An 18,019-nucleotide genomic window follows, 5' to 3' on the forward strand; every position below is an offset into this window, starting at 1 on the left:
GGGCGGGGGCGGGGGGGGGGGGGGGGGCCCCCCCCCCGGCGGGGGCGCACCCGGGGGCGGGCGCGGGGGCGGCCCCGGCCCCCCCCCCCGCCCGGGGGCGCGGCCGTCGGCCGTGGGGGTCAGGGCTGTGGCCGGTGCAGCATCTCGATGAGGATGGTGTGCAGGACGTCCGCGTCGCGCGCGTCGTGCAGCTGGTACGGGGAGCCCTCGATCGTGTACCACTCGTCGGCGCCCGCGTACCGGATGCGCAGCGCGAGGAGGCCGTTCTCGTCCGCCGCCGTGTGCAGTTCCAGTTCACCGGTGATCGCGCCGACCTCGGTGGTCATGATGCCGCCGCGCGGCGCCTTGAAAGTGGAATAGCGTTCACTCATACGGGACATCTGACCAGATCAGCAGGTGCCCAGCATGGTTGTCAGGGCCGATTTCTCGGCCGAGTCCACACTGAGGTTCCAGCGGTACTTGGCGCGTATCCACATCCGGGCGTAGGTGCACTGGTAGGAGGAGACCGGCTTCCAGTCGGCGGGGTCCTGGTCGCCCTTGGAGCGGTTGGACGAGGCGCTGACGGCGATCAGCTGGGGGTTGGACAGGTCGTTGGCGAAGGCGCGGCGGGTGTCGGTGGTCCAGGAGTTGGCTCCCGAGCGCCAGGCTTCGGCGAGCGGCACGATGTGGTCGATGTCCACGCCGGAGGCGCTGGTGACGGTGACTCCGTCGAAGGGGCTGTACCAGCTGCCGGAGGTGGGCTGGCAGTTGCCGTCCACCACGACGTTGCTGCCGTCCCGCTTGAGGACGGTCTGGCGGGTGGTGCAGCCGCCGGAGCTGGTCCAGTGCGGGAAGAGGTCACGGGAGTAGCCGGTCATGGAGCCCTCGGCGGCGACCCGCAGGGCGTTCAGCTCGGTGCGGGCGGTGGCGGCGGAGGGGATGTTGGGGGGAGCGGCGGTGGCCGGCTGGCCCAGCAGGACGAACAGCAGCGCGGTGCACAGTGCGGTGATGAGCACGGTGGCGCGGCGTCGGGCGCGGGTGAGCATCGGGATCCTCCCGTGGTGGGGGTAGGGGTTCCCGACAGATTGTTGAGGCTGTAGATGACGTGTTCATGACGCCTGCTACGCGAGTTGATAACGCGCCGTCCAACTCACGTACACACCCCACCCGTTACTTCTGGGCGCGGCTGAACCAGACCTGGCTGTCCTTCATCACCAGCAGCACCACGACCGTCGCCGAGGCGGCGAGCACCAGCAGCCCCAGCATCCCGGTGCCGAAACCCAGCACGATCCCCGCCGTGCCCCACACGAGCCCGCCGATCCGCACCCCGGCACCGCCCTTGGCGAACCGGGCCGCCAGCGCGAACCCGGCCGCCGCGTACACCAGGAAGATCACCCCGAGCGCGATGACCGGCCCCGCCGTCATCTCCAGCTCCCGCAGCGCCTCCTCGTCCCCGAACCCGGCCTGCAGCGAGATCGCCGCCATCAGCAGGGTGATCACGGCCACGGCGTAGGAGACGGTACGGGCCGTCCGGACGCGGCCGGGCAGCTGCGGGGGCGGGGAAGTGCTCATAGGGTCAACGGCCCTCTCGGAAAGCTTCAATCGCAGACAATGCCGCTCGTCATTTGATCGCGCCCACCCGCGCCCTGTCCAGGGTTACCGGCGGGCGATTGGAGGCCAGGCCCCCGCATCCGCGAGGATGGGGGCATGAGCGCGCAGATTCTCGATGGCAAGGCGACCGCCGCCGCGATCAAGTCCGACCTCACCACCCGGGTCCAGGCCCTCCGTGAGCGCGGCATCACCGCCGGTCTCGGCACCGTCCTGGTCGGGGAGGACCCCGGCAGCCAGAAGTACGTGGCCGGCAAGCACCGCGACTGCGCGGCCGTCGGCATCGCCTCCCTCCAGCGCGAGCTGCCCGCCACCGCGAGCCAGGAGGAGATCGAGGCCGTCGTCCGCGAGCTGAACGAGGACCCCGCCTGCACCGGCTACATCGTGCAGCTCCCGCTCCCGCGCGGCATCGACACCAACCGCGTCCTCGCCCTCATGGACCCCGCCAAGGACGCCGACGGCCTGCACCCCGTCAACCTCGGCCGGCTCGTCCTCAACGAGCCCGCCCCGCTGCCCTGCACCCCGGCCGGCATCATCGAGCTGCTGCGCCGGCACGGGGTAGAGATCGCCGGCGCCGAGGTCGCCGTCGTCGGCCGGGGCATCACCGTCGGCCGCTCACTGCCGCTGCTGCTCACCCGCCGCAGCGAGAACGCCACCGTCACCCAGTGCCACACCGGCACCCGCGACCTGTCCGCGCAACTGCGCCGCGCCGACATCGTCGTCGCGGCGGCCGGCGTACCGCACCTGGTCAAGCCGGAGGACGTGAAGCCGGGCGCCGCCGTCCTGGACGTCGGCGTCAGCCGGGACGAGAACGGCAAGATCACCGGCGACGTCCACCCGGGCGTCGCGGAGGTGGCCGGCTGGCTCTCCCCGAACCCCGGCGGCGTCGGCCCGATGACCCGGGCGATGCTGCTGAGCAACGTGGTCGAGGCGGCCGAGCGGCAGGTGGCCACCGCATGACCCGCAGGATCGGGCTGCCGGGCCCGGTACGCGGCTGGGTGCGCCGGGTGCGGAAGGTCGCCACCGTCGGCGGTGGCGGCACCCCCTCCGACAAGTACAGCACCCGGGACACCGCACGCCCCGAGGGCGGCCGCCGCACCGCGCCCGGCACCGCACCCGCCGCCATACGCCAGTGGCCGCTGGTGGCGGTGATCGGCGGCACGCTGGTGGGACTGCTGGTCACCCTCGGCAACTTCCGGGTGGGGCTGCTCATCGTCGGCGGCTCCCTGGTGGCGGGCGCCCTGCTGCGCGCCTGGGTGCCGGAGGTGGGCATGCTCGCGGTGCGCTCGCGGACCACCGACATCGTCACCTACGGGGTGTTCGGCGCCACGATCGTGCTGCTGACGCTGATGGCCCAGCCCAGGCCGTGGCTGGAGGTGCCGTTCCTCAACGACGTGCTGCGGTTCTCGGCGGGATAACAGCGGTACCGGGACGGTCACAGGTCCGTCCCGGAGCTGTGCCGCGCCGTGTGCGGGGGCCGCGGCCGGGCAGGAGGCCCGCAGGGAGAGGGGGCGGGGGCCGTGCCGATCGAAACGTTTGTCATCGTGTTCCCCATCGCACTGGTGCTGTTCTGGGGCACCGTGCTGCTGATCATCGTCCGGAGCCTGGGCAAGCGGGCCCGGGCGGGACGCCGTCCCGGGAGCGGGAGCAACTCATCGGGCGGCGGCGGTTTCTTCGCCGCCGGGGACGGCGGTGGCGGGGGAGACAGCGGTGGCGGGGGCGGCTGCTGAGGCCCGTGTGCTGTTCGTCTCCGCACAGAGACCCAATCGTGACACATACATCTTTCCTTCTCGGGCAGGCGCGACACGTTGACCAGGCCGTTTGCACGGCCTTCGCACCGCCCAGAGGGGAAACGCATGTCCGACCGGAAACCCGCACCGTCACCGGTGAGGCCAGAGCCCTGGTACCGCACGATCGCACCCTGGGTCTTCTGGCCCTCCGTCGCGATCATCGGTGCCTTCGTGCTGTGGGCCATCATCTGGGACGACGCCGCGAACCGTGCGGTCATGGCGCTCAACTCCGACGTGGTCGGCAACCTCGGCTGGTACTACATGGTGCTGGTCTCACTCTTCGTGGTCTTCGTCGTCTGGGTGGGCCTGAGCCGCTTCGGTGACATCAAGCTGGGCAAGGACGACGACAAGCCGGACTTCTCCACCGCCTCCTGGCTGGCGATGCTGTTCGCCGCCGGGATGGGCATCGGCCTGGTCTACTGGGGCGTCGCCGAGCCGCTGACCTTCTACGACTCGCCGCGCCCCGGCGTCGACGGCGGCGAGGCGGAGGCCGCGCGCGCCGCGTTCTCGCAGACCTTCCTGCACTGGGGCATCCACCCCTGGGCCATTTACGTGGTGGTCGGCCTCGCCATCGCCTACGCCGTGCACCGCAAGGGCCGGCCGGTCTCCATCCGCTGGGCCCTGGAGCCGCTGCTGGGCGACCGCGTGAAGGGCAGGGCCGGTGACGTCATCGACGTCATCGCGCTGGTCGGCACCGTCTTCGGTGTCGCCACCTCGCTCGGTTTCGGCGTGATGCAGATATCCGCGGGTGCCGACTTCCTCGGCTGGGCCGACAACCCGGGCACCGCGCTCCAGGTCGCGCTGATCGTCGGCATCACGCTGCTGGCGCTGATCTCGGTGATCTCCGGTCTCGGCAAGGGCATGAAGTGGCTGTCCAACACCAACATGGTGCTGTTCTTCTGCCTGATGGCCTTCATCCTGATCGCCGGCTCCACCACCCTGCTGCTGTCGGACTTCACCGAGAACATCGGCAACTACCTCCAGGCGCTGCCCTCGCTCAGCTTCGACACCGGAGCCGCGTACGGCGAGGACGGCAAGGCCTGGGTGAGCGGCTGGACCGTCTTCTACTGGGGCTGGTGGATCTCCTGGGCGCCCTTCGTCGGCATCTTCATCGCCCGGGTCTCCAAGGGCCGCACCGTGCGGCAGTTCGTCGGCGGCGTGCTGCTGGTTCCCTCGCTGCTGACCTTCTTCTGGTACTCCGTCATCGGCGGCTCCGCCGTGCACCAGGAGCGGGGCGAGCCCGGCTCGATGGTCGGCGCGGACGGTGTGGACAAGGACAGCGCCCTCTTCCAGCTGCTCGACCACTTCCCGGGCGGTGCCCTGGTCGCGGGTCTGACGATGCTGCTGATCGTGCTGTTCTTCGTGACCTCCTCCGACTCCGGCTCCTACGTGGTGGACATGCTGGCCTCGGGCGGCGACCCCACCCCGCCGCGCTGGAGCCGGGTGTTCTGGTCGGTCGTCGAGGGCACCGTGGCCATCGCCCTGCTGGTGGCGGCGGGCAGCGACGCGCTGACCACCCTCCAGACGGTGGCGATCATCATCGCGCTGCCCTTCAGTTTCGTGATGATCGCGATGTGTGTGGCCACGCTCAAATCCTTCCGCGCGGAACGGGCCGCCTACCTGGCGGCGCAGCGCCGCAAGACGGAGGAGCGCCTGATCGAGGAGGCGGTGGCCGCCCTGGAGGAGGCCGAGAAAGTGGACAAGGCCGCCGAACTGACCAAGGGCGCCAAGGCGCCGGTGGGTGGCCGCACCCGCCGCTGAGCGTTTCGCACCCCTCACCCCGGATGACCCCCGGGGCCGGTTCACTCCCGTGCCGGCTCCGGGGGTTTCCCCTTGCCCAGCTGTCCGGTGGCCGGCCGCCCGGCGGGGCGGTGCTCAGTCGTCCTGGCCGGGCAGCCAGCCGTCCACGGTCTCCGGGTTCTCCGTGACCCACCGCTCGGCCGCCGCCCCCGGCGACAGGCCCTCGGCCTCGATCAGCCGGGCGACCTCGTTCTGGTCGTCCGTGGACCACGCGAAGGCCCGCAGGAAGTCGGCGGCGGGGGTGTCGGACTGGGCGAAGGCCGCGTTCAGGTACTTGCGCGGCGACAGATCGGGATAGGCGCAGGCGACGGTCGCCGGGTCGTTCTGGCAGCCCAGGGTGTGCCGGGGGAGGCGTATCTCCGCCATCTCCACCTCGGCGTTCAGCCAGTGCGGCTGCCACCAGTAGGCCAGCAGCGGCGCGCCGGTCCTGGACGCCTCGGTGATGGTCTCCAGCAGCGCGCTCTCGCTGCCCGCCGCCACCGGGGTCAGCTCCAGGCCGAGTTCCTCGATGATGGCCGCGTCGAAGGTGGCGTAAGCGGCGTCCGCCTGGAGGAGTTCGCCGTTGAAGTCGTCGGCGAAGTCGTTGAGGTTCTCCCAGTCCAGCACGTCCGGGTGCGCGTCGGAGAACCGTTTCGGCACGAACCACCCTATGTGGCCGGTGACACCCAGCTCCCCGGCGTCCACCACGCTGCGCTTCTGCCGGACGTACAGCTCCGTCTTCTCCGGCAGCCCGCCCCAGTCCTCCAGCACCGCGTGGAGCGTGCCGTCGTTCAGCCCGTCCCAGGCGCGGGACTGGTCCACCGGCACCAGATCGACGCCGACGCCCAGCTCCGTCTCCAGCACATAACCGGCCACCGCCGCGTTCGCCTGCCCGCCCGGCCAGTCGGGCACCGCGATCGCGATCCGCTCCCCGGGCTCCTCGCTCGCCCCGGCCACCCGTTCGTCCAGCAGGGCGCAGCCACTGCTCAGGGTGAGGCCCAGCACCGCGATCCCGCTGATCAGGGCGCGCCGGCAGTTCCGCATGGTGTCCGTTCCTTCGGCCTTCGGGCTGAGCGGGCGGCGGCGGCCCCGGTCGAGCGCGTACGAACACGCGCTCGTACGGGGCCGCTTCCGCAGGATATGCCCAACCGGTCAGATCAGGCCCAGTGCGCGCACGGCCTCTCGCTCGTCCGACAGCTCCTTGACGGAGGCGTCGATGCGGGTGCGGGAGAACGCGTTGATCTCCAGGCCCTGGACGATCTCGTACGAACCACCCGAAGTGGTGACCGGGAAGGAGGAGATGATGCCCTCCGGGACGCCGTAGGAGCCGTCCGACGGCACCGCCATCGAGGTCCAGTCGCCCTCCGGGGTGCCGTTGACCCAGGTGTGGACGTGGTCGATGGCCGCGTTGGCGGCGGAGGCGGCCGAGGAGGCGCCGCGGGCCTCGATGATCGCCGCGCCGCGCTTGGCCACGGTGGGGATGAATTCATCCGCCAGCCACGCCTCGTCGTTCACGGTCTCGGCGGCGTTCTTGCCGGCGATCTCCGCGTGGAAGATGTCCGGGTACTGGGTCGCCGAGTGGTTGCCCCAGATCGTCAGCCGGCGGATGTCGGAGACGGCCGAACCGGTCTTCTTCGCCAGCTGGGTCAGCGCCCGGTTGTGGTCGAGCCGGGTCATCGCGGTGAACCGCTCGGCCGGGACGTCGGGGGCCGCCGCCTGGGCGATCAGCGCGTTGGTGTTGGCCGGGTTGCCGACCACCAGCACCTTGACGTCGTCCGCCGCGTGGTCGTTGATGGCCTTGCCCTGCGGCTTGAAGATGCCGCCGTTGGCCTCCAGCAGATCGCCGCGCTCCATGCCCTTGGTACGGGGCCGGGCGCCGACCAGCAGCGCGACGTTGGTGCCGGCGAACGCCACGTTCGGGTCGTCGGTGATGTCGATGCCGGACAGCAGCGGGAAGGCCGAGTCGTCCAGTTCCATGGCGGTGCCCTCGGCGGCCTTCAGCGCCGGGGTGATCTCCAGCAGCCGCAGCCGGACCGGGACATCGGGGCCCAGCAGCTGGCCGGAGGCGATCCGGAACAGCAGCGCGTAGCCGATCTGGCCGGCCGCGCCGGTGACGGTGACGTTGACGGGGGTCTGGGACATCTCTGGCCTACTCCGCTTCCATGCCGGTACTGGGGTGAGAGGTGCGCGCGGGCCCCGGTGCCGCCGGGGCCCGCGCGGTGGTGCTGTGCCGCTACGGTGTCACGCGGTCGCCGCGATCTTCTTCTTCAGGTTCTCGTCCAGGGCCGCCAGGAACTCCTCGGTGGTCAGCCACGGCTGGTCCTTGCCGATGAGCAGCGCGAGGTCCTTGGTCATCTGACCGCCCTCGACGGTCTCGATGCAGACCTGCTCCAGCTTCTGCGCGAACTCGGTCACCTCGGGGGTGTTGTCGAGCTTGCCGCGGTGGGCCAGGCCCCGGGTCCACGCGAAGATGGACGCGATCGGGTTGGTGGAGGTCGCCTTGCCCTGCTGGTGCTGCCGGTAGTGGCGGGTGACCGTACCGTGCGCGGCCTCGGCCTCGACGGTCTTGCCGTCGGGGGTCATCAGCACGGAGGTCATCAGGCCCAGCGAGCCGAAGCCCTGGGCGACGATGTCGGACTGCACGTCACCGTCGTAGTTCTTGCAGGCCCACACGTAGCCGCCCTCCCACTTCAGGGCGGCGGCGACCATGTCGTCGATCAGCCGGTGCTCGTAGGTGAGCCCGCGCTTGTCGAACTCCTCCTTGAACTCGGCGTCGAAGACCTCCTGGAACAGGTCCTTGAAGCGGCCGTCGTAGGCCTTCAGGATCGTGTTCTTGGTGGACATGTACACCGGGAAGTTGCGCTCCAGGCCGTACCGGAAGGAGGCACGGGCGAAGTCGCGGATGGAGTCGTCCAGGTTGTACATCGCCAGCGCGACACCGGAGGACGGGAACTCGTACACCTCCAGCTCGACCGGCTCGGAGCCGTCCTTGGGGGTGAACGACAGGGTCAGGGTGCCCTCGCCCGGCACCTTGATGTCGGTGGCGCGGTACTGGTCGCCGAAGGCGTGACGGCCGACGACGATGGGCTGTGTCCAGCCGGGGACCAGACGCGGCACATTCTCCATGATGATCGGCTCGCGGAAGATCACGCCGCCCAGGATGTTGCGGATGGTGCCGTTGGGCGAGCGGTACATCTTCTTCAGGCCGAACTCCTCGACCCGCGCCTCGTCCGGGGTGATGGTGGCGCACTTCACGCCGACCCCGTACCGCTTGATCGCTTCGGCGGCGTCGACGGTCACCTGGTCGTTGGTGGCGTCCCGGTGCTCGATGCCGAGGTCGTAGTACTTCAGCTCGACGTCGAGGTACGGAAGGATCAGCTTGTCCTTGATGAACTGCCAGATGATCCGGGTCATCTCGTCGCCGTCGAGTTCGACGACGGGGTTGGCTACCTTGATCTTTGCCATGGGTGCGGTCTGTCCCTCCGAGCCGGCTGGGTCTTTCCCTGGGATCTCAATATCTCGTCATCAAGATACCCAGACCCACCCTAGCCCCCGCCCCGGCCCCCTCCCAAGGGACGACCGCGTTCCACCGTGGACACGGCTCAGTGCCAGAGCGAGTCCTGGGAGGCGCTGATGCAGTACGGATCCCAGTCGCCGGTACGGTCCGCGCGGGCGGTGGGGGTGGCGCAGACCGTCACCGTGAAGGCGCCGTTGTCGACCGTCGTCATCCTGGTGAAGACGTCGTCGTCATAGTCGATGGCGGCCCGGCGTACGGGCCCGTCCGCCACCTGCGCTGTGACCACGTCACCCGTCTCGCCCGTCGTGATCTTTCCCCAGACCGCGTTGCAGGCCGGGTTGAACCGGATCTGGAGCGCCACGGGGTTGTTCTCCGCCGGGCGGTAGGAGTACGCGTCCGCTCCGCAGCCGGCCGCCTCCGGGTTGCGGCCGTCGCAGCCCTGGCCGGGGCAGGTGACCGGCGGGTCCTCCGCGACCCAGCGGTCGCCGAGGCCGGTGGACACCGCCGACACCCAGGCGACGGCGCCCGCCCCTGCCAGTCCGCCCAGCCACAGCATCGCCCGGCGCGGCCGGCCGCCGTCGGAGAGCTGCCACCAGGGGCCGGCCGCCGCCGGCCCGTCTCCGCCGTCCGTGTCCGGCCGTGCGGTACGGGGCTCCGGGACGGTGGCGCGCGGCTCACCGCTGTCTTGCCGGGGCGGGGAGACTTCGCCGGGGCCGGTGCCGATTCCGGTCATGAACCACCTCTGCCGTGTGTCGTGGGACCCGGGACCGGCGCGGTGTCCGGGCACCGAGCCCGTCCCCCGTAGCCGACGCCCGCAATCCAGCGTGTGGACGCACGGACCGGCGCGACCCGCGTCGCGCACGACCGGCGTACGCTCCCCCATCCCGCCCCGACCGGCCGCCGTCCCTCAGCGCGCCGCCGCCGGCGCCGCCCGTAACGCCTCCTCCCCCGGTGGACACCGGCAGCGCCATCTCCATCCCGCACAGCGCGGCCGGCCGGGCGCACAGCGCGCCGACATGCTCGTGGTGGCCGGCGCGCGAGGTGAGGGTGAGCCGGTTCAGCCGCGCCCGCGCCTCGGCGACCGGCCGTGGGTGCCGGTGGCCGAAGGCCAGCGCCGGGGACTGGGCCAGCAGATCCGGACAGCGGCGCCCGGCTACATCGGTGACCCAGGCCCCGCGCGCCGAGCCGATCACCACCGGCAGCGGATCGTGGGTGGGCGCGCCGTGCGCCGCGGCGGCGGCGAGGTGGTCGGCCGGCGAGGTGGTGGACAGGGACGAACTCGCGATCATGGCGCTTTCCGATCCGTGATCTTCCGGCGGCACCGGCGGGGATCATCCGCCGCCGATCGTCGCGCCGGGCGCCAGGAGGCGGAAGGAACCGCGGGCAGACGTCCGGTCAGCGGACGGCCCGGCGGCCCGGCCCGTACCGTCCGCACCACCCGTGCCGGGGATCACCACGGGCCTGAGACAATGGAGGGCATGGCCACTGATCGTCCGCGCGTGCTCTCCGGAATCCAGCCGACCTCGGGCTCGTTCCACCTCGGCAACTACCTCGGTGCCGTCCGGCAGTGGGTGGCCCTCCAGGAGACGCACGACGCCTTCTACATGGTGGTGGACCTGCACGCCATCACCATCCCGCAGGATCCGGCCGAACTGCGCGCCGCGACCCGGCTGGCCGCCGCCCAGCTGCTGGCGGCCGGGGTCGACCCCGAGCGCTGCACCCTGTTCGTCCAGAGCCATGTCGCCGAGCACACCCAGCTGGCCTGGGTGATGAACTGCCTCACCGGCTTCGGCGAGGCGTCCCGGATGACCCAGTTCAAGGACAAGTCCGCCAAGCAGGGCGCCGAGGCCACCACCGTGGGCCTGTTCACCTACCCGGTGCTCCAGGTCGCCGACATCCTGCTGTACCAGGCCGACCAGGTGCCCGTCGGCGAGGACCAGCGCCAGCACATCGAGCTGACCCGCGATGTGGCCGAGCGCTTCAACGGGCGGTTCGGCCAGACGTTCACCGTCCCGGCGCCCTACATCCTCAAGGACGCCGCCAAGATCTACGACCTCCAGGATCCGGCCATCAAGATGAGCAAGTCGGCGTCCTCGCCGAAGGGCATCATCAATCTGCTGGACGAGCCGAAGGCTTCGGCGAAGAAGATCAAGTCCGCGGTCACCGACACCGGCACCGAGATCCGGTACGACCCGCAGGGCAAGCCCGGCATCAGCAATCTGCTCGTCATCCACTCGGCGCTGACCGGCACCACCGTGCCCGAGCTGGAGGAGAAGTTCGCCGGGCAGCTGTACGGCGCGCTCAAGACCGAGCTGGCCGGGATCGTCGCCGACTGGGTGACGCCGTTCCGCGAGCGCACCCAGGAGTTCCTCGCCGACCCGGCCGAGCTGGACGCGCTGCTCGCCAAGGGCGCCGCCAAGGCCCGCGAGGTCGCCGCCGCGTCGCTGGCCACCGCGTACGACCGGGTGGGACTTCTGCCGCCGAGGCCGTGAACCGCGCAGCGCGGGAAGAATGACGGAAAACGGATCCCGGCCCGCCCCGCGCGGCCGGGTCCCCCCGGCACACTGGCCGCGCCGGCCGCCGGGCAGTACAGCAGGAAGGGAGCGGGTTGTGGGGACCGTCACGCTGGGCGTGTCGATCGCGGTACCTGAGCCGTACGGCAGCCGGTTGCAGCAGTGCCGTCTGGGCTTCGGCGATGCCGCCGCCGCGAAGATCCCCACCCATGTCACCCTGCTGCCGCCCACGGCGGTCGAGCCCGGCGAGCGCCCCCGGATCGAGGAGCACCTGGCGGCCATCGCCGCCGCCGGCCGCCCCTTCCCGATGCGGCTGTACGGCACCGGCACCTTCCGCCCGCTCTCCCCGGTGGTGTTCGTCCAGGTGGTCGAGGGCGGCTCGGCGTGCGGCTGGCTCCAGGAGCGGGTGCGCGACCCGCGGGGACCGCTCGCCCGCAAGCTCCAGTTCCCGTACCACCCGCACGTGACCATCGCGCACGGCATCGACGAGAAACTCATGGACGCCGCCGAGGAGGAGCTGGCCGAGTACGAGGCGGCCTGGACGGCGTCCGGGTTCGCCCTGTACGAGCAGGGCCGGGACGGCGCCTGGCGGCTCCAGCGGGAGTTCCGGTTCACGACGGCCGCGGCCGCCACCACCAGGGAACGCACCCCCGAGACCGCCGCGTAACCCCGCACGGGGCAGCGCGCACCCCTACAGTTGCCCACCATGGGAAACGGGACAAAGCCCTCCGGAGTGGCGGGCGCCACCGGCATCGGCGGACGGTACCCCGGCACCGTCCGCGAACGGGACATCACCTTCGAGGAGCGGCTGTCCCGGCTGCCCGGGGTGGGCTCCGCCTTCGCCGCCCTGTTCGCCTCCCGCGCCTACCGCGTCTACGGGTACCTGGAGGACCGCGCCTGGACCCGGCTGGCCGCCGCCGTCACCTTCACCAGCTTCCTCACCCTCTTCCCGGTGATCGCGCTGGCCGCCTCCATCGCCGCCGCCGTGCTCAGCGACGCCCAGGTCACCGACATCGAGGAGTGGTTCACCCACCAGGTACCCGGCATCTCCCAGCAGCTCGACCTGCGCTCGTTCTTCGAGAACGCCGGCGCCATCGGGCTGGCCGCCCTGCTCCTGCTGCTGCCCACCGGAGCCGCCTGGGTCGACTCGCTGCGCGGCACCCTGCGCACCGTGTGGGACCTGCCCGAGCCGGAGGGCAACCCGCTGCTGCGCAAGGCCAAGGACCTCGGCGTGCTGGCCGGGCTCGGCGCCGTCGTGCTGCTCTCGCTCACCGCCTCCGCCCTCGCCATGAACGCCGTGCACTGGGCCACCAGCTGGCTCGGCGTGCCGCGCAACGGCATCGCCCAGTCGCTGCTCACCACCGCCGCGTACACGCTCGCCATCGCCTCCACCTTCGCGCTGATGGTGTACGTCCTGGCCTGGCTGCCCGGCGTACGGCCGCCCCGGCGCGCCCTGGTGGGCGCCTGTCTGGTCGGGGCGGCCGGGATCGAGGTGCTGAAGCTGCTGCTCGGCGGCTACCTGCTGAACATCGCCGGGCGCACCGTCTACGGGGCGTTCGGCGCGCCGATCGCCCTGCTGATCTGGATCAACCTGATCGCCAAGCTGGTGCTCGCCTGCTGCGCCTGGACGGCCACGGCGGTCAGCTCGGAGGAGCGGACCGGCGCCGACGTTCTGGGGACTGCCGGGTGGCGGCGGGCAGCGGGTGCTTTCGGTGGAAGACGTAGGCGGCGACGGCCATCAGGACCAGCACCCCGCCCGTGAGGCCCAGCACGCTGCCGATGCCCGCCTCCCGGGTGCCGGTCGCGGCGGCGGCGTCCAGCGGGGTGCCGGCCCCGGTGTCCCCGCTGTCACCGGCGAGCTGGGCCTCGCGGGCGGCGGCCTCGATCTCGCTGAGCGGCGGCACCAGTTCGCCGACCGGCTCCACGGAGCCGGCGGCCTCGAACCCCCAGTCGAACAGGGCGGCGGTCTCCCGGTACACCTGGAGGCTGTCGCCGTCCGACGGGTCCATGCAGGTGACCAGCAGCACCCGGTCGCCGCGCTCGGCGACGCCGGTGAAGGTGTAGCCGGCGTTGGTGGTGTAGCCGTTCTTGACCCCGGCGACGCCCGGGTACGGCTCCAGGCCGCGGTCGCCGACCAGCAGCCGGTTGGTGGACTGGATCTGGTACGCCTCGCGCTCGCCCGGCTCGCCGTCCTCGTCCTCGGCCGGTGCCCCGCCGGGGAACTCGGCGCGGGCGGTGGCGGCGTAGCGGCGGAAGTCCTCGTTCTTGAGGCCGTCGCGGGCGATGAGGGTCAGGTCGTAGGCGGAGGAGGTCTGGCCCTCGGCGTCGTAGCCGTCCGGGCTGACCACGTGGGTGTCCAGGGCCTGGAGGTCGGCGGCGCGTTCGTTCAGCTCGGCGACGGTGGCCTCCAGGCCGCCGTTCATGGCGGTGAGGGCGTGGACGGCGTCATTGCCCGAGGCGAGGAAGACACCGTGCCACAGGTCCTCCACGGTGTACGTCTGGTGGTCGGCGATGCCCACCGCGCTGCTGCCCGCGCCCATGCCGGCGAAGTGCTCGGGCTCGGCGGTGTACAGCTCCTCGGAGTCGAACTTGGGGATGAGGGCGTTCGCGAACAGCATCTTGAGGGTGGAGGCCGGGGCGAGCCGCAGGTGCGCGTTGTGGGCGGCCAGCACCTCGCCGGTCTCGGCGTCGGCGACGATCCAGGCCCGGGAGGAGAGGTCGTCGGGCAGGTCCGGGGTGCCGGGGCCCGGGTCGACCTGGGGGCCGGGGGCGCCGAGGCGCTCCCCGCCGATGACGGTGGTCTCGTCGGTTGCGGCCGTGGTGGCCGCCGTCGCGGCGGCGGGCGCGGTGGTGGTGGCGGACGCGGCGGTGGCGGCGGGCAGCAGGGCGGCTGCCGGGAGCAGCGCGGCGCTCAGCGGGAGCGCGAGCGCCCGGCGCATGCGGAGGCGGCGGGGCATGATCCGAAAAGAGGGCGATCGCAGAATCGGCACACCGTGAACTTAACCCGTGGCACGGTGAGAGCGGCCAGCGCAGGGGCCCGATCCGGTGAGGCGGCACGTTCTTCCGGGCGATGATCGTTGCGCAGGTGGTCGGAGCTGTCATCGCATCGGGCGGTTTTTGCGTCCTGACCGGTGAACCTGTGTCAGTGAGAGGAACTGGATCTTCATGGCCATCGTCGCGGCCCTCGTCGGACTGCTGCTGCTGAGCGCGGTCCACTGGTATCTGTGGAAACGGCTGGTCGCCGACGTGTCGGCCCCGGGCGGGTGGTACCGGCGGGCCGGGACCGTCCTGCTGGTGCTGCTGCCGGTGACCACGCTGCTGTTCCAGTGGGGCGGGCAGGCCGGGGTGCCGTTCCCGGTGAAGCAGGTGGTGGCCTGGCCGGGCAGCTACTGGGTGGCGATGCTGCTGTATCTGCTGCTGGCGCTGGCGGTGGGCGAGGCGCTCCGGCCCCTGCTGCTGCGGGTGCTGCGGCGCCGGGACGCGGGCCGGGCGGCGGCGCCTCCGGCGGAGCGGGAGCAGGAACAGGAGCAGGAACAGGAACAGGAGCGGGAGCGGCGGCGGGAAGAGGAGCGGGTCGCGGCGGGCGGTGTACCCGGCGTGTCGGCATCCTCCGCCACGCCGGGCGCGGCGCGGGGAACGGACGGTGTGGCCGCCCCGTCCGGCTCCGGCTCCGGTCCCGGTCCCGTTTCCGGTTCCGGTGGGGCGGGCGGGCCGGGGGAGCCCGCCGGGGAGCCGATGGCGGCGGCGGACGGCCCCGGCCGTACGGAGGCGGGCCGCCGGCTGTTCGTGGCCCGCACCGTCGCGGTCGGCGCCGGTCTGGTGGCGGCGGGCACGGTCGGCTACGGCAGTTACCGCTTCCGGCGGCTGACCACGAAGCATGTGCGGGTCCCGCTGGCGAAGCTGCCGCGCGCCGCGCACGGCTACCGGATCGCGGTGGTCAGCGACATCCATCTCTCCGCGATACTCGGGGCCTCGCACAGCCGCCGCATCGTGGACGCCATCAACCGCACCCAGCCGGACCTGATCACCGTCGTCGGCGACATGGTGGACGCCGAGGTGACCGATCTGCGGTCGGCGGCGGCCCCGCTGGCGGAGCTGTCGGCGCCGGACGGCGCGTACTTCGTCACCGGCAACCACGAGTACTACGTGGACACCCTCCAGTGGGTCGAGCACGTGCGGGAGCTGGGCATGATCCCGCTGGAGAACGCCCGGGTGGAGCTGCCGTACTTCGATCTGGCCGGGGTGAACGACGTCCAGGGCGAGGGCACGGTGCACGGCGGCCCCGACTTCGAGGCCGCGCTCGGGGACCGGGACCGGCAGCGGGCCAGTGTGCTGATGGCCCACCAGCCGGTGCTGATCCACGACGCGGTGGACGCGGGTGTCGATCTCCAGTTGTCCGGGCACACCCACGGCGGCCAGATGTGGCCCGTCACCTACCTCGCGGACCTGGCCAATCCGACCCTGGCGGGCCTGGAGCGGTACGGGGACACCCAGCTGTACGTGTCGCGCGGCGCGGGCGCCTGGGGACCGCCGGTGCGGGTGGGGGCGGATCCGGACATCACGGTCATCGAGCTGGCCGCGACCGGCGCCTGACCACTCGGAGGCGGACATCCGTCCGAATTTCGTTTCATCCTCTTCTGTCGGTCAACTATTCGGCTCACTCTGATGTCTTGGATAACGACATGGGAACAGATGGAGTGCGCGGGAGCTACGATGCGCATGGACATAGGAGGACAAAGTGAGCAATTCGGAGTCCGGGGCCGCCGGGGGGGACGCTCTGGTCATCCGGGGCACGGTCCGCGACTCGCTCGGCGTGGCGCTGCCGCGGGCCGTCGTGACGCTGACCGTGGCCGGCGGCAGACAGCTGGAGAAGACCAGGAGCGCGGCGGACGGCGGTTTCCAGGTGACCGCCCCCGCCGAGGGGGACTATCTGCTGGCGGCCTTCTCGCCCCAGCTGGGCGAGCAGAGCGTGACGGTGAGCCTGGACGGCAGGCCGGTCGAGGTGGAGTTCCGGATCGACGTACCGGGCACGGTACTGCCGTAGCCGCTTGATCACGGGGCGAGTTGTGGCCGGTCCGTTGTCTCCCGCGTGGTGCACGGGATATGCCCCTGTGATTGGCTTGGCCCGCGACATGTCTTCCGATGAAGGGCGCGGCGGGTGCGAGGGATCCGAGCCAAAGGGGCCATAGGCATTGGACTGGCCGTAGTGCTGGTCGTGGGCGCCGTTGGCGGATGGTTGCTGTTCGGACCGAACGGGAACGACAAGGACCCGATCGTGGTGGGCAGCACGTCCGCGCCGACCAGCGTGGACCCAGGAGCGGCCACCGATGCCGCCGCCTGGTACCTGATGAGCAATCTGTACCAGTCCCTGCTGACCTTCGTGCCGGGGAAGGAGGAGCCGGAGCCGGACGCGGCCGAGAGCTGCGGCTTCACCGACACCGAGCTGACGGTCTACCGCTGCACGCTGCGTGAGGGCCTGACCTTCAGCAACGGGCGGGAGATGACGCCGGAGGACGTGAAGTTCTCCTACGACCGGATCCTCGCCATGGGCGACCGTGCCGAGCGCGAGGCGGACGACCCGAACATCCCCGACGACGACAAGTTCCAGTACTCGGGCCCCATCACGCTGCTGAGCAGCCTGGAGGCGGTACGGGTCGAAGGACAGGACATCGTCTTCGAGCTGAGCCACACCGACGCCACCTTCCCGTTCATCGTGGCCGGTACGACGGGCGCCATCGTCGACCGGGAGAAGTACGAGGAGCTGGAGGTGCGCACGGACGGCAAGGTCGACGGCTCGGGCCCGTACCTGCTGAAGTCCTACACGCCCGAGGTGAGCGCCGAGCTGGTGCCCAACCCGTCCTACGACGGCCCCTACGAGGTGTCGGACTTCCCCATCACCATCCGCTACTTCAACCAGGGCGAGGACGGCACCTCCGCCGAGGACCTGCTGGCCGAGGCCTGGGACAAGGGCGAGATCGACGTCGCCGACGGCAAGCTGCCGCCCGACGTGGTCGCCGAGATCAACTCGGCCTCGCCCGACTACCGCGTGTACGAGTCGACCGGCGGCTCGATCCGCGTCATGACGCTGAGCACCCAGATCGAGGGCTCGGTGATGCAGGACGCGACCGTGCGCCAGGTGGCGGCGGCCCTCCTGGACCGCCAGGCGATCGCCCGGCAGGTGCAGCGCAACACGGTGGAGCCGCTGTACTCCCTGATACCCGTGGGCTTCACCGGCCACGGCACCCCGTACCACGACCTGTACGGGGACGCCCCGGACCCGGCGGAACTCCAGGAGAAGCTGGAGTCGGCCGGCTACGAACTCCCGCTCTCCTTCACCCTCGCCTACTCGCGCGGCGCGGCCAACCACGAGGAGGCCGAGCTGATCGAGCAGCAGCTGGAGGCGGACGGCCTCTTCGAGGTGGAGCTGGAGTACCACGAGTGGTCCGAGTTCATCCCGATGAAGAACAACGCCGAGTTCGAGGCCTACCTCATCGGCTGGCGGCCCGACTACCCGGACCCGGCGACGTTCACCGACTCGCTGCTGGGCCCCGGTGACAGCATGCGCACCGGCTACGTCAGCGACGAGATCTACGGCCTGATCGAGGAGACCCAGGCGGAATCCGACCGGGGCCGCACCGACCAGGGCTTCCGGCAGATCCACGAACTGGCCGCCGAGGCCGCGACCATCGTGCCGGTCTGGCAGGAGAAGCGCCTGGTGGTGGCCGCTCCGGACATCACCGGTCTCCAGCACCTCCAGGGAAGCTCGGGCGTCTGGCGCCTGTGGGAGCTGAGCCGCCTGTAGCCCCCGGCCCACCCCCGTCCCGCTGCCGAAG

19 protein-coding genes and 1 pseudogene are annotated in these 18,019 nt (G+C 71.3%); 11 read left to right on the forward strand and 9 right to left on the reverse strand.

What is annotated here, in order from left to right; genetic code table 11:
• Positions 1-119: 119 nt before the first annotated feature.
• The 3 genes from ACFV5N_RS03780 to ACFV5N_RS03790 all read right to left on the reverse strand — a co-directional run bounded on the left by ACFV5N_RS03780 (position 120) and on the right by ACFV5N_RS03790 (position 1,551).
• Positions 120-371 carry a hypothetical protein gene (locus ACFV5N_RS03780; RefSeq protein WP_019431553.1) on the reverse strand — a complete coding sequence of 84 codons (252 nt, stop codon included), beginning with the start codon at positions 369-371 and terminating at the stop codon, positions 120-122.
• 18 nt (positions 372-389) lie between these two features.
• The gene (locus ACFV5N_RS03785; RefSeq protein WP_385593612.1) at positions 390-1,025 is read right to left on the reverse strand and encodes a DUF1524 domain-containing protein; all 636 of its coding nucleotides are present in this window, start codon (positions 1,023-1,025) and stop codon (positions 390-392) included.
• A gap of 124 nt (positions 1,026-1,149) precedes the next feature.
• Positions 1,150-1,551 carry a hypothetical protein gene (locus tag ACFV5N_RS03790; RefSeq protein ID WP_385593614.1) on the reverse strand — a complete coding sequence of 134 codons (402 nt, stop codon included), beginning with the start codon at positions 1,549-1,551 and terminating at the stop codon, positions 1,150-1,152.
• Between the two features lie 135 nt (positions 1,552-1,686).
• On the opposite strand from ACFV5N_RS03790, the gene ACFV5N_RS03795 reads away from it, so the two are divergent.
• From ACFV5N_RS03795 to ACFV5N_RS03810, 4 genes are all read left to right on the forward strand, one after another.
• Complete coding sequence (locus tag ACFV5N_RS03795) at positions 1,687-2,547, forward strand: bifunctional methylenetetrahydrofolate dehydrogenase/methenyltetrahydrofolate cyclohydrolase (RefSeq protein ID WP_385593617.1); 861 nt, start codon at positions 1,687-1,689, stop codon at positions 2,545-2,547.
• Positions 2,544-3,005 (forward strand): DUF3017 domain-containing protein, encoded by a 462-nt coding sequence (locus ACFV5N_RS03800; RefSeq protein WP_385593620.1) that lies wholly within the window; start codon positions 2,544-2,546, stop codon positions 3,003-3,005. The genes ACFV5N_RS03795 and ACFV5N_RS03800 overlap by 4 nt, the downstream gene beginning before the upstream one ends.
• A 126-nt stretch (positions 3,006-3,131) precedes the next feature.
• Positions 3,132-3,317, forward strand: coding sequence for a hypothetical protein (locus ACFV5N_RS03805; protein ID WP_385593623.1), 186 nt, complete (start codon positions 3,132-3,134; stop codon positions 3,315-3,317).
• 156 nt (positions 3,318-3,473) lie between these two features.
• Positions 3,474-5,138 (forward strand): BCCT family transporter, encoded by a 1,665-nt coding sequence (locus ACFV5N_RS03810; RefSeq protein ID WP_385593625.1) that lies wholly within the window; start codon positions 3,474-3,476, stop codon positions 5,136-5,138.
• A gap of 114 nt (positions 5,139-5,252) precedes the next feature.
• Here the strand turns inward: ACFV5N_RS03810 and ACFV5N_RS03815 are convergent, their stop codons facing one another.
• The 5 genes from ACFV5N_RS03815 to ACFV5N_RS03835 form a co-directional block, all read right to left on the reverse strand.
• Positions 5,253-6,200 carry a glycine betaine ABC transporter substrate-binding protein gene (locus ACFV5N_RS03815; RefSeq protein ID WP_385593627.1) on the reverse strand — a complete coding sequence of 316 codons (948 nt, stop codon included), beginning with the start codon at positions 6,198-6,200 and terminating at the stop codon, positions 5,253-5,255.
• 108 nt (positions 6,201-6,308) lie between these two features.
• On the reverse strand, positions 6,309-7,298 hold the full coding sequence (locus ACFV5N_RS03820; protein WP_385593629.1) for a malate dehydrogenase: 990 nt from the start codon (positions 7,296-7,298) through the stop codon (positions 6,309-6,311).
• A gap of 99 nt (positions 7,299-7,397) precedes the next feature.
• A complete protein-coding gene (locus ACFV5N_RS03825) occupies positions 7,398-8,621 on the reverse strand; it encodes an NADP-dependent isocitrate dehydrogenase (protein WP_385593631.1) in 1,224 nt (407 codons plus the stop codon).
• A 137-nt stretch (positions 8,622-8,758) separates the two neighbouring features.
• A complete protein-coding gene (locus tag ACFV5N_RS03830; RefSeq protein WP_385593634.1) occupies positions 8,759-9,406 on the reverse strand; it encodes a DUF2690 domain-containing protein in 648 nt (215 codons plus the stop codon).
• Positions 9,348-9,869 (reverse strand): aminotransferase class III-fold pyridoxal phosphate-dependent enzyme, encoded by a 522-nt coding sequence (locus ACFV5N_RS03835; protein WP_385593694.1) that lies wholly within the window; start codon positions 9,867-9,869, stop codon positions 9,348-9,350. Before ACFV5N_RS03835 ends, ACFV5N_RS03830 begins: the two co-directional genes overlap by 59 nt.
• Between ACFV5N_RS03835 and ACFV5N_RS03840 the strand changes: the two genes are divergently transcribed.
• The 4 genes and pseudogenes from ACFV5N_RS03840 to ACFV5N_RS03855 form a co-directional block, all read left to right on the forward strand.
• Complete coding sequence (locus ACFV5N_RS03840; RefSeq protein WP_385593699.1) at positions 9,835-9,981, forward strand: hypothetical protein; 147 nt, start codon at positions 9,835-9,837, stop codon at positions 9,979-9,981. The genes ACFV5N_RS03835 and ACFV5N_RS03840 overlap by 35 nt on opposite strands.
• 170 nt (positions 9,982-10,151) lie before the next feature.
• Positions 10,152-11,165, forward strand: coding sequence for a tryptophan--tRNA ligase (gene trpS / locus ACFV5N_RS03845; RefSeq protein WP_093844437.1), 1,014 nt, complete (start codon positions 10,152-10,154; stop codon positions 11,163-11,165).
• 118 nt (positions 11,166-11,283) lie between these two features.
• The gene (locus tag ACFV5N_RS03850; RefSeq protein WP_385593637.1) at positions 11,284-11,853 is read left to right on the forward strand and encodes a 2'-5' RNA ligase family protein; all 570 of its coding nucleotides are present in this window, start codon (positions 11,284-11,286) and stop codon (positions 11,851-11,853) included.
• Between the two features lie 39 nt (positions 11,854-11,892).
• Positions 11,893-12,810, forward strand: a pseudogene (locus ACFV5N_RS03855) (YihY/virulence factor BrkB family protein); the annotation flags it as partial.
• A gap of 16 nt (positions 12,811-12,826) precedes the next feature.
• Here ACFV5N_RS03855 and ACFV5N_RS03860 read toward each other — a convergent pair.
• On the reverse strand, positions 12,827-14,143 hold the full coding sequence (locus ACFV5N_RS03860; RefSeq protein WP_385593640.1) for a D-alanyl-D-alanine carboxypeptidase family protein: 1,317 nt from the start codon (positions 14,141-14,143) through the stop codon (positions 12,827-12,829).
• Positions 14,144-14,351: 208 nt separating this feature from the next.
• On the opposite strand from ACFV5N_RS03860, the gene ACFV5N_RS03865 reads away from it, so the two are divergent.
• The 3 genes from ACFV5N_RS03865 (at position 14,352) to ACFV5N_RS03875 (ending at position 17,988) form a co-directional block, all read left to right on the forward strand.
• On the forward strand, positions 14,352-15,779 hold the full coding sequence (locus ACFV5N_RS03865; RefSeq protein WP_385593643.1) for a metallophosphoesterase: 1,428 nt from the start codon (positions 14,352-14,354) through the stop codon (positions 15,777-15,779).
• A 145-nt stretch (positions 15,780-15,924) separates the two neighbouring features.
• On the forward strand, positions 15,925-16,230 hold the full coding sequence (locus tag ACFV5N_RS03870) for a carboxypeptidase-like regulatory domain-containing protein (protein WP_385593645.1): 306 nt from the start codon (positions 15,925-15,927) through the stop codon (positions 16,228-16,230).
• Positions 16,231-16,461: 231 nt separating this feature from the next.
• Complete coding sequence (locus ACFV5N_RS03875; protein ID WP_385593648.1) at positions 16,462-17,988, forward strand: ABC transporter substrate-binding protein; 1,527 nt, start codon at positions 16,462-16,464, stop codon at positions 17,986-17,988.
• The last annotated feature ends 31 nt before the right edge of the window (positions 17,989-18,019 follow it).

This window comes from Streptomyces sp. NPDC059853 (assembly GCF_042731495.1).
In the GTDB taxonomy this organism is placed as follows: domain Bacteria; phylum Actinomycetota; class Actinomycetes; order Streptomycetales; family Streptomycetaceae; genus Streptomyces.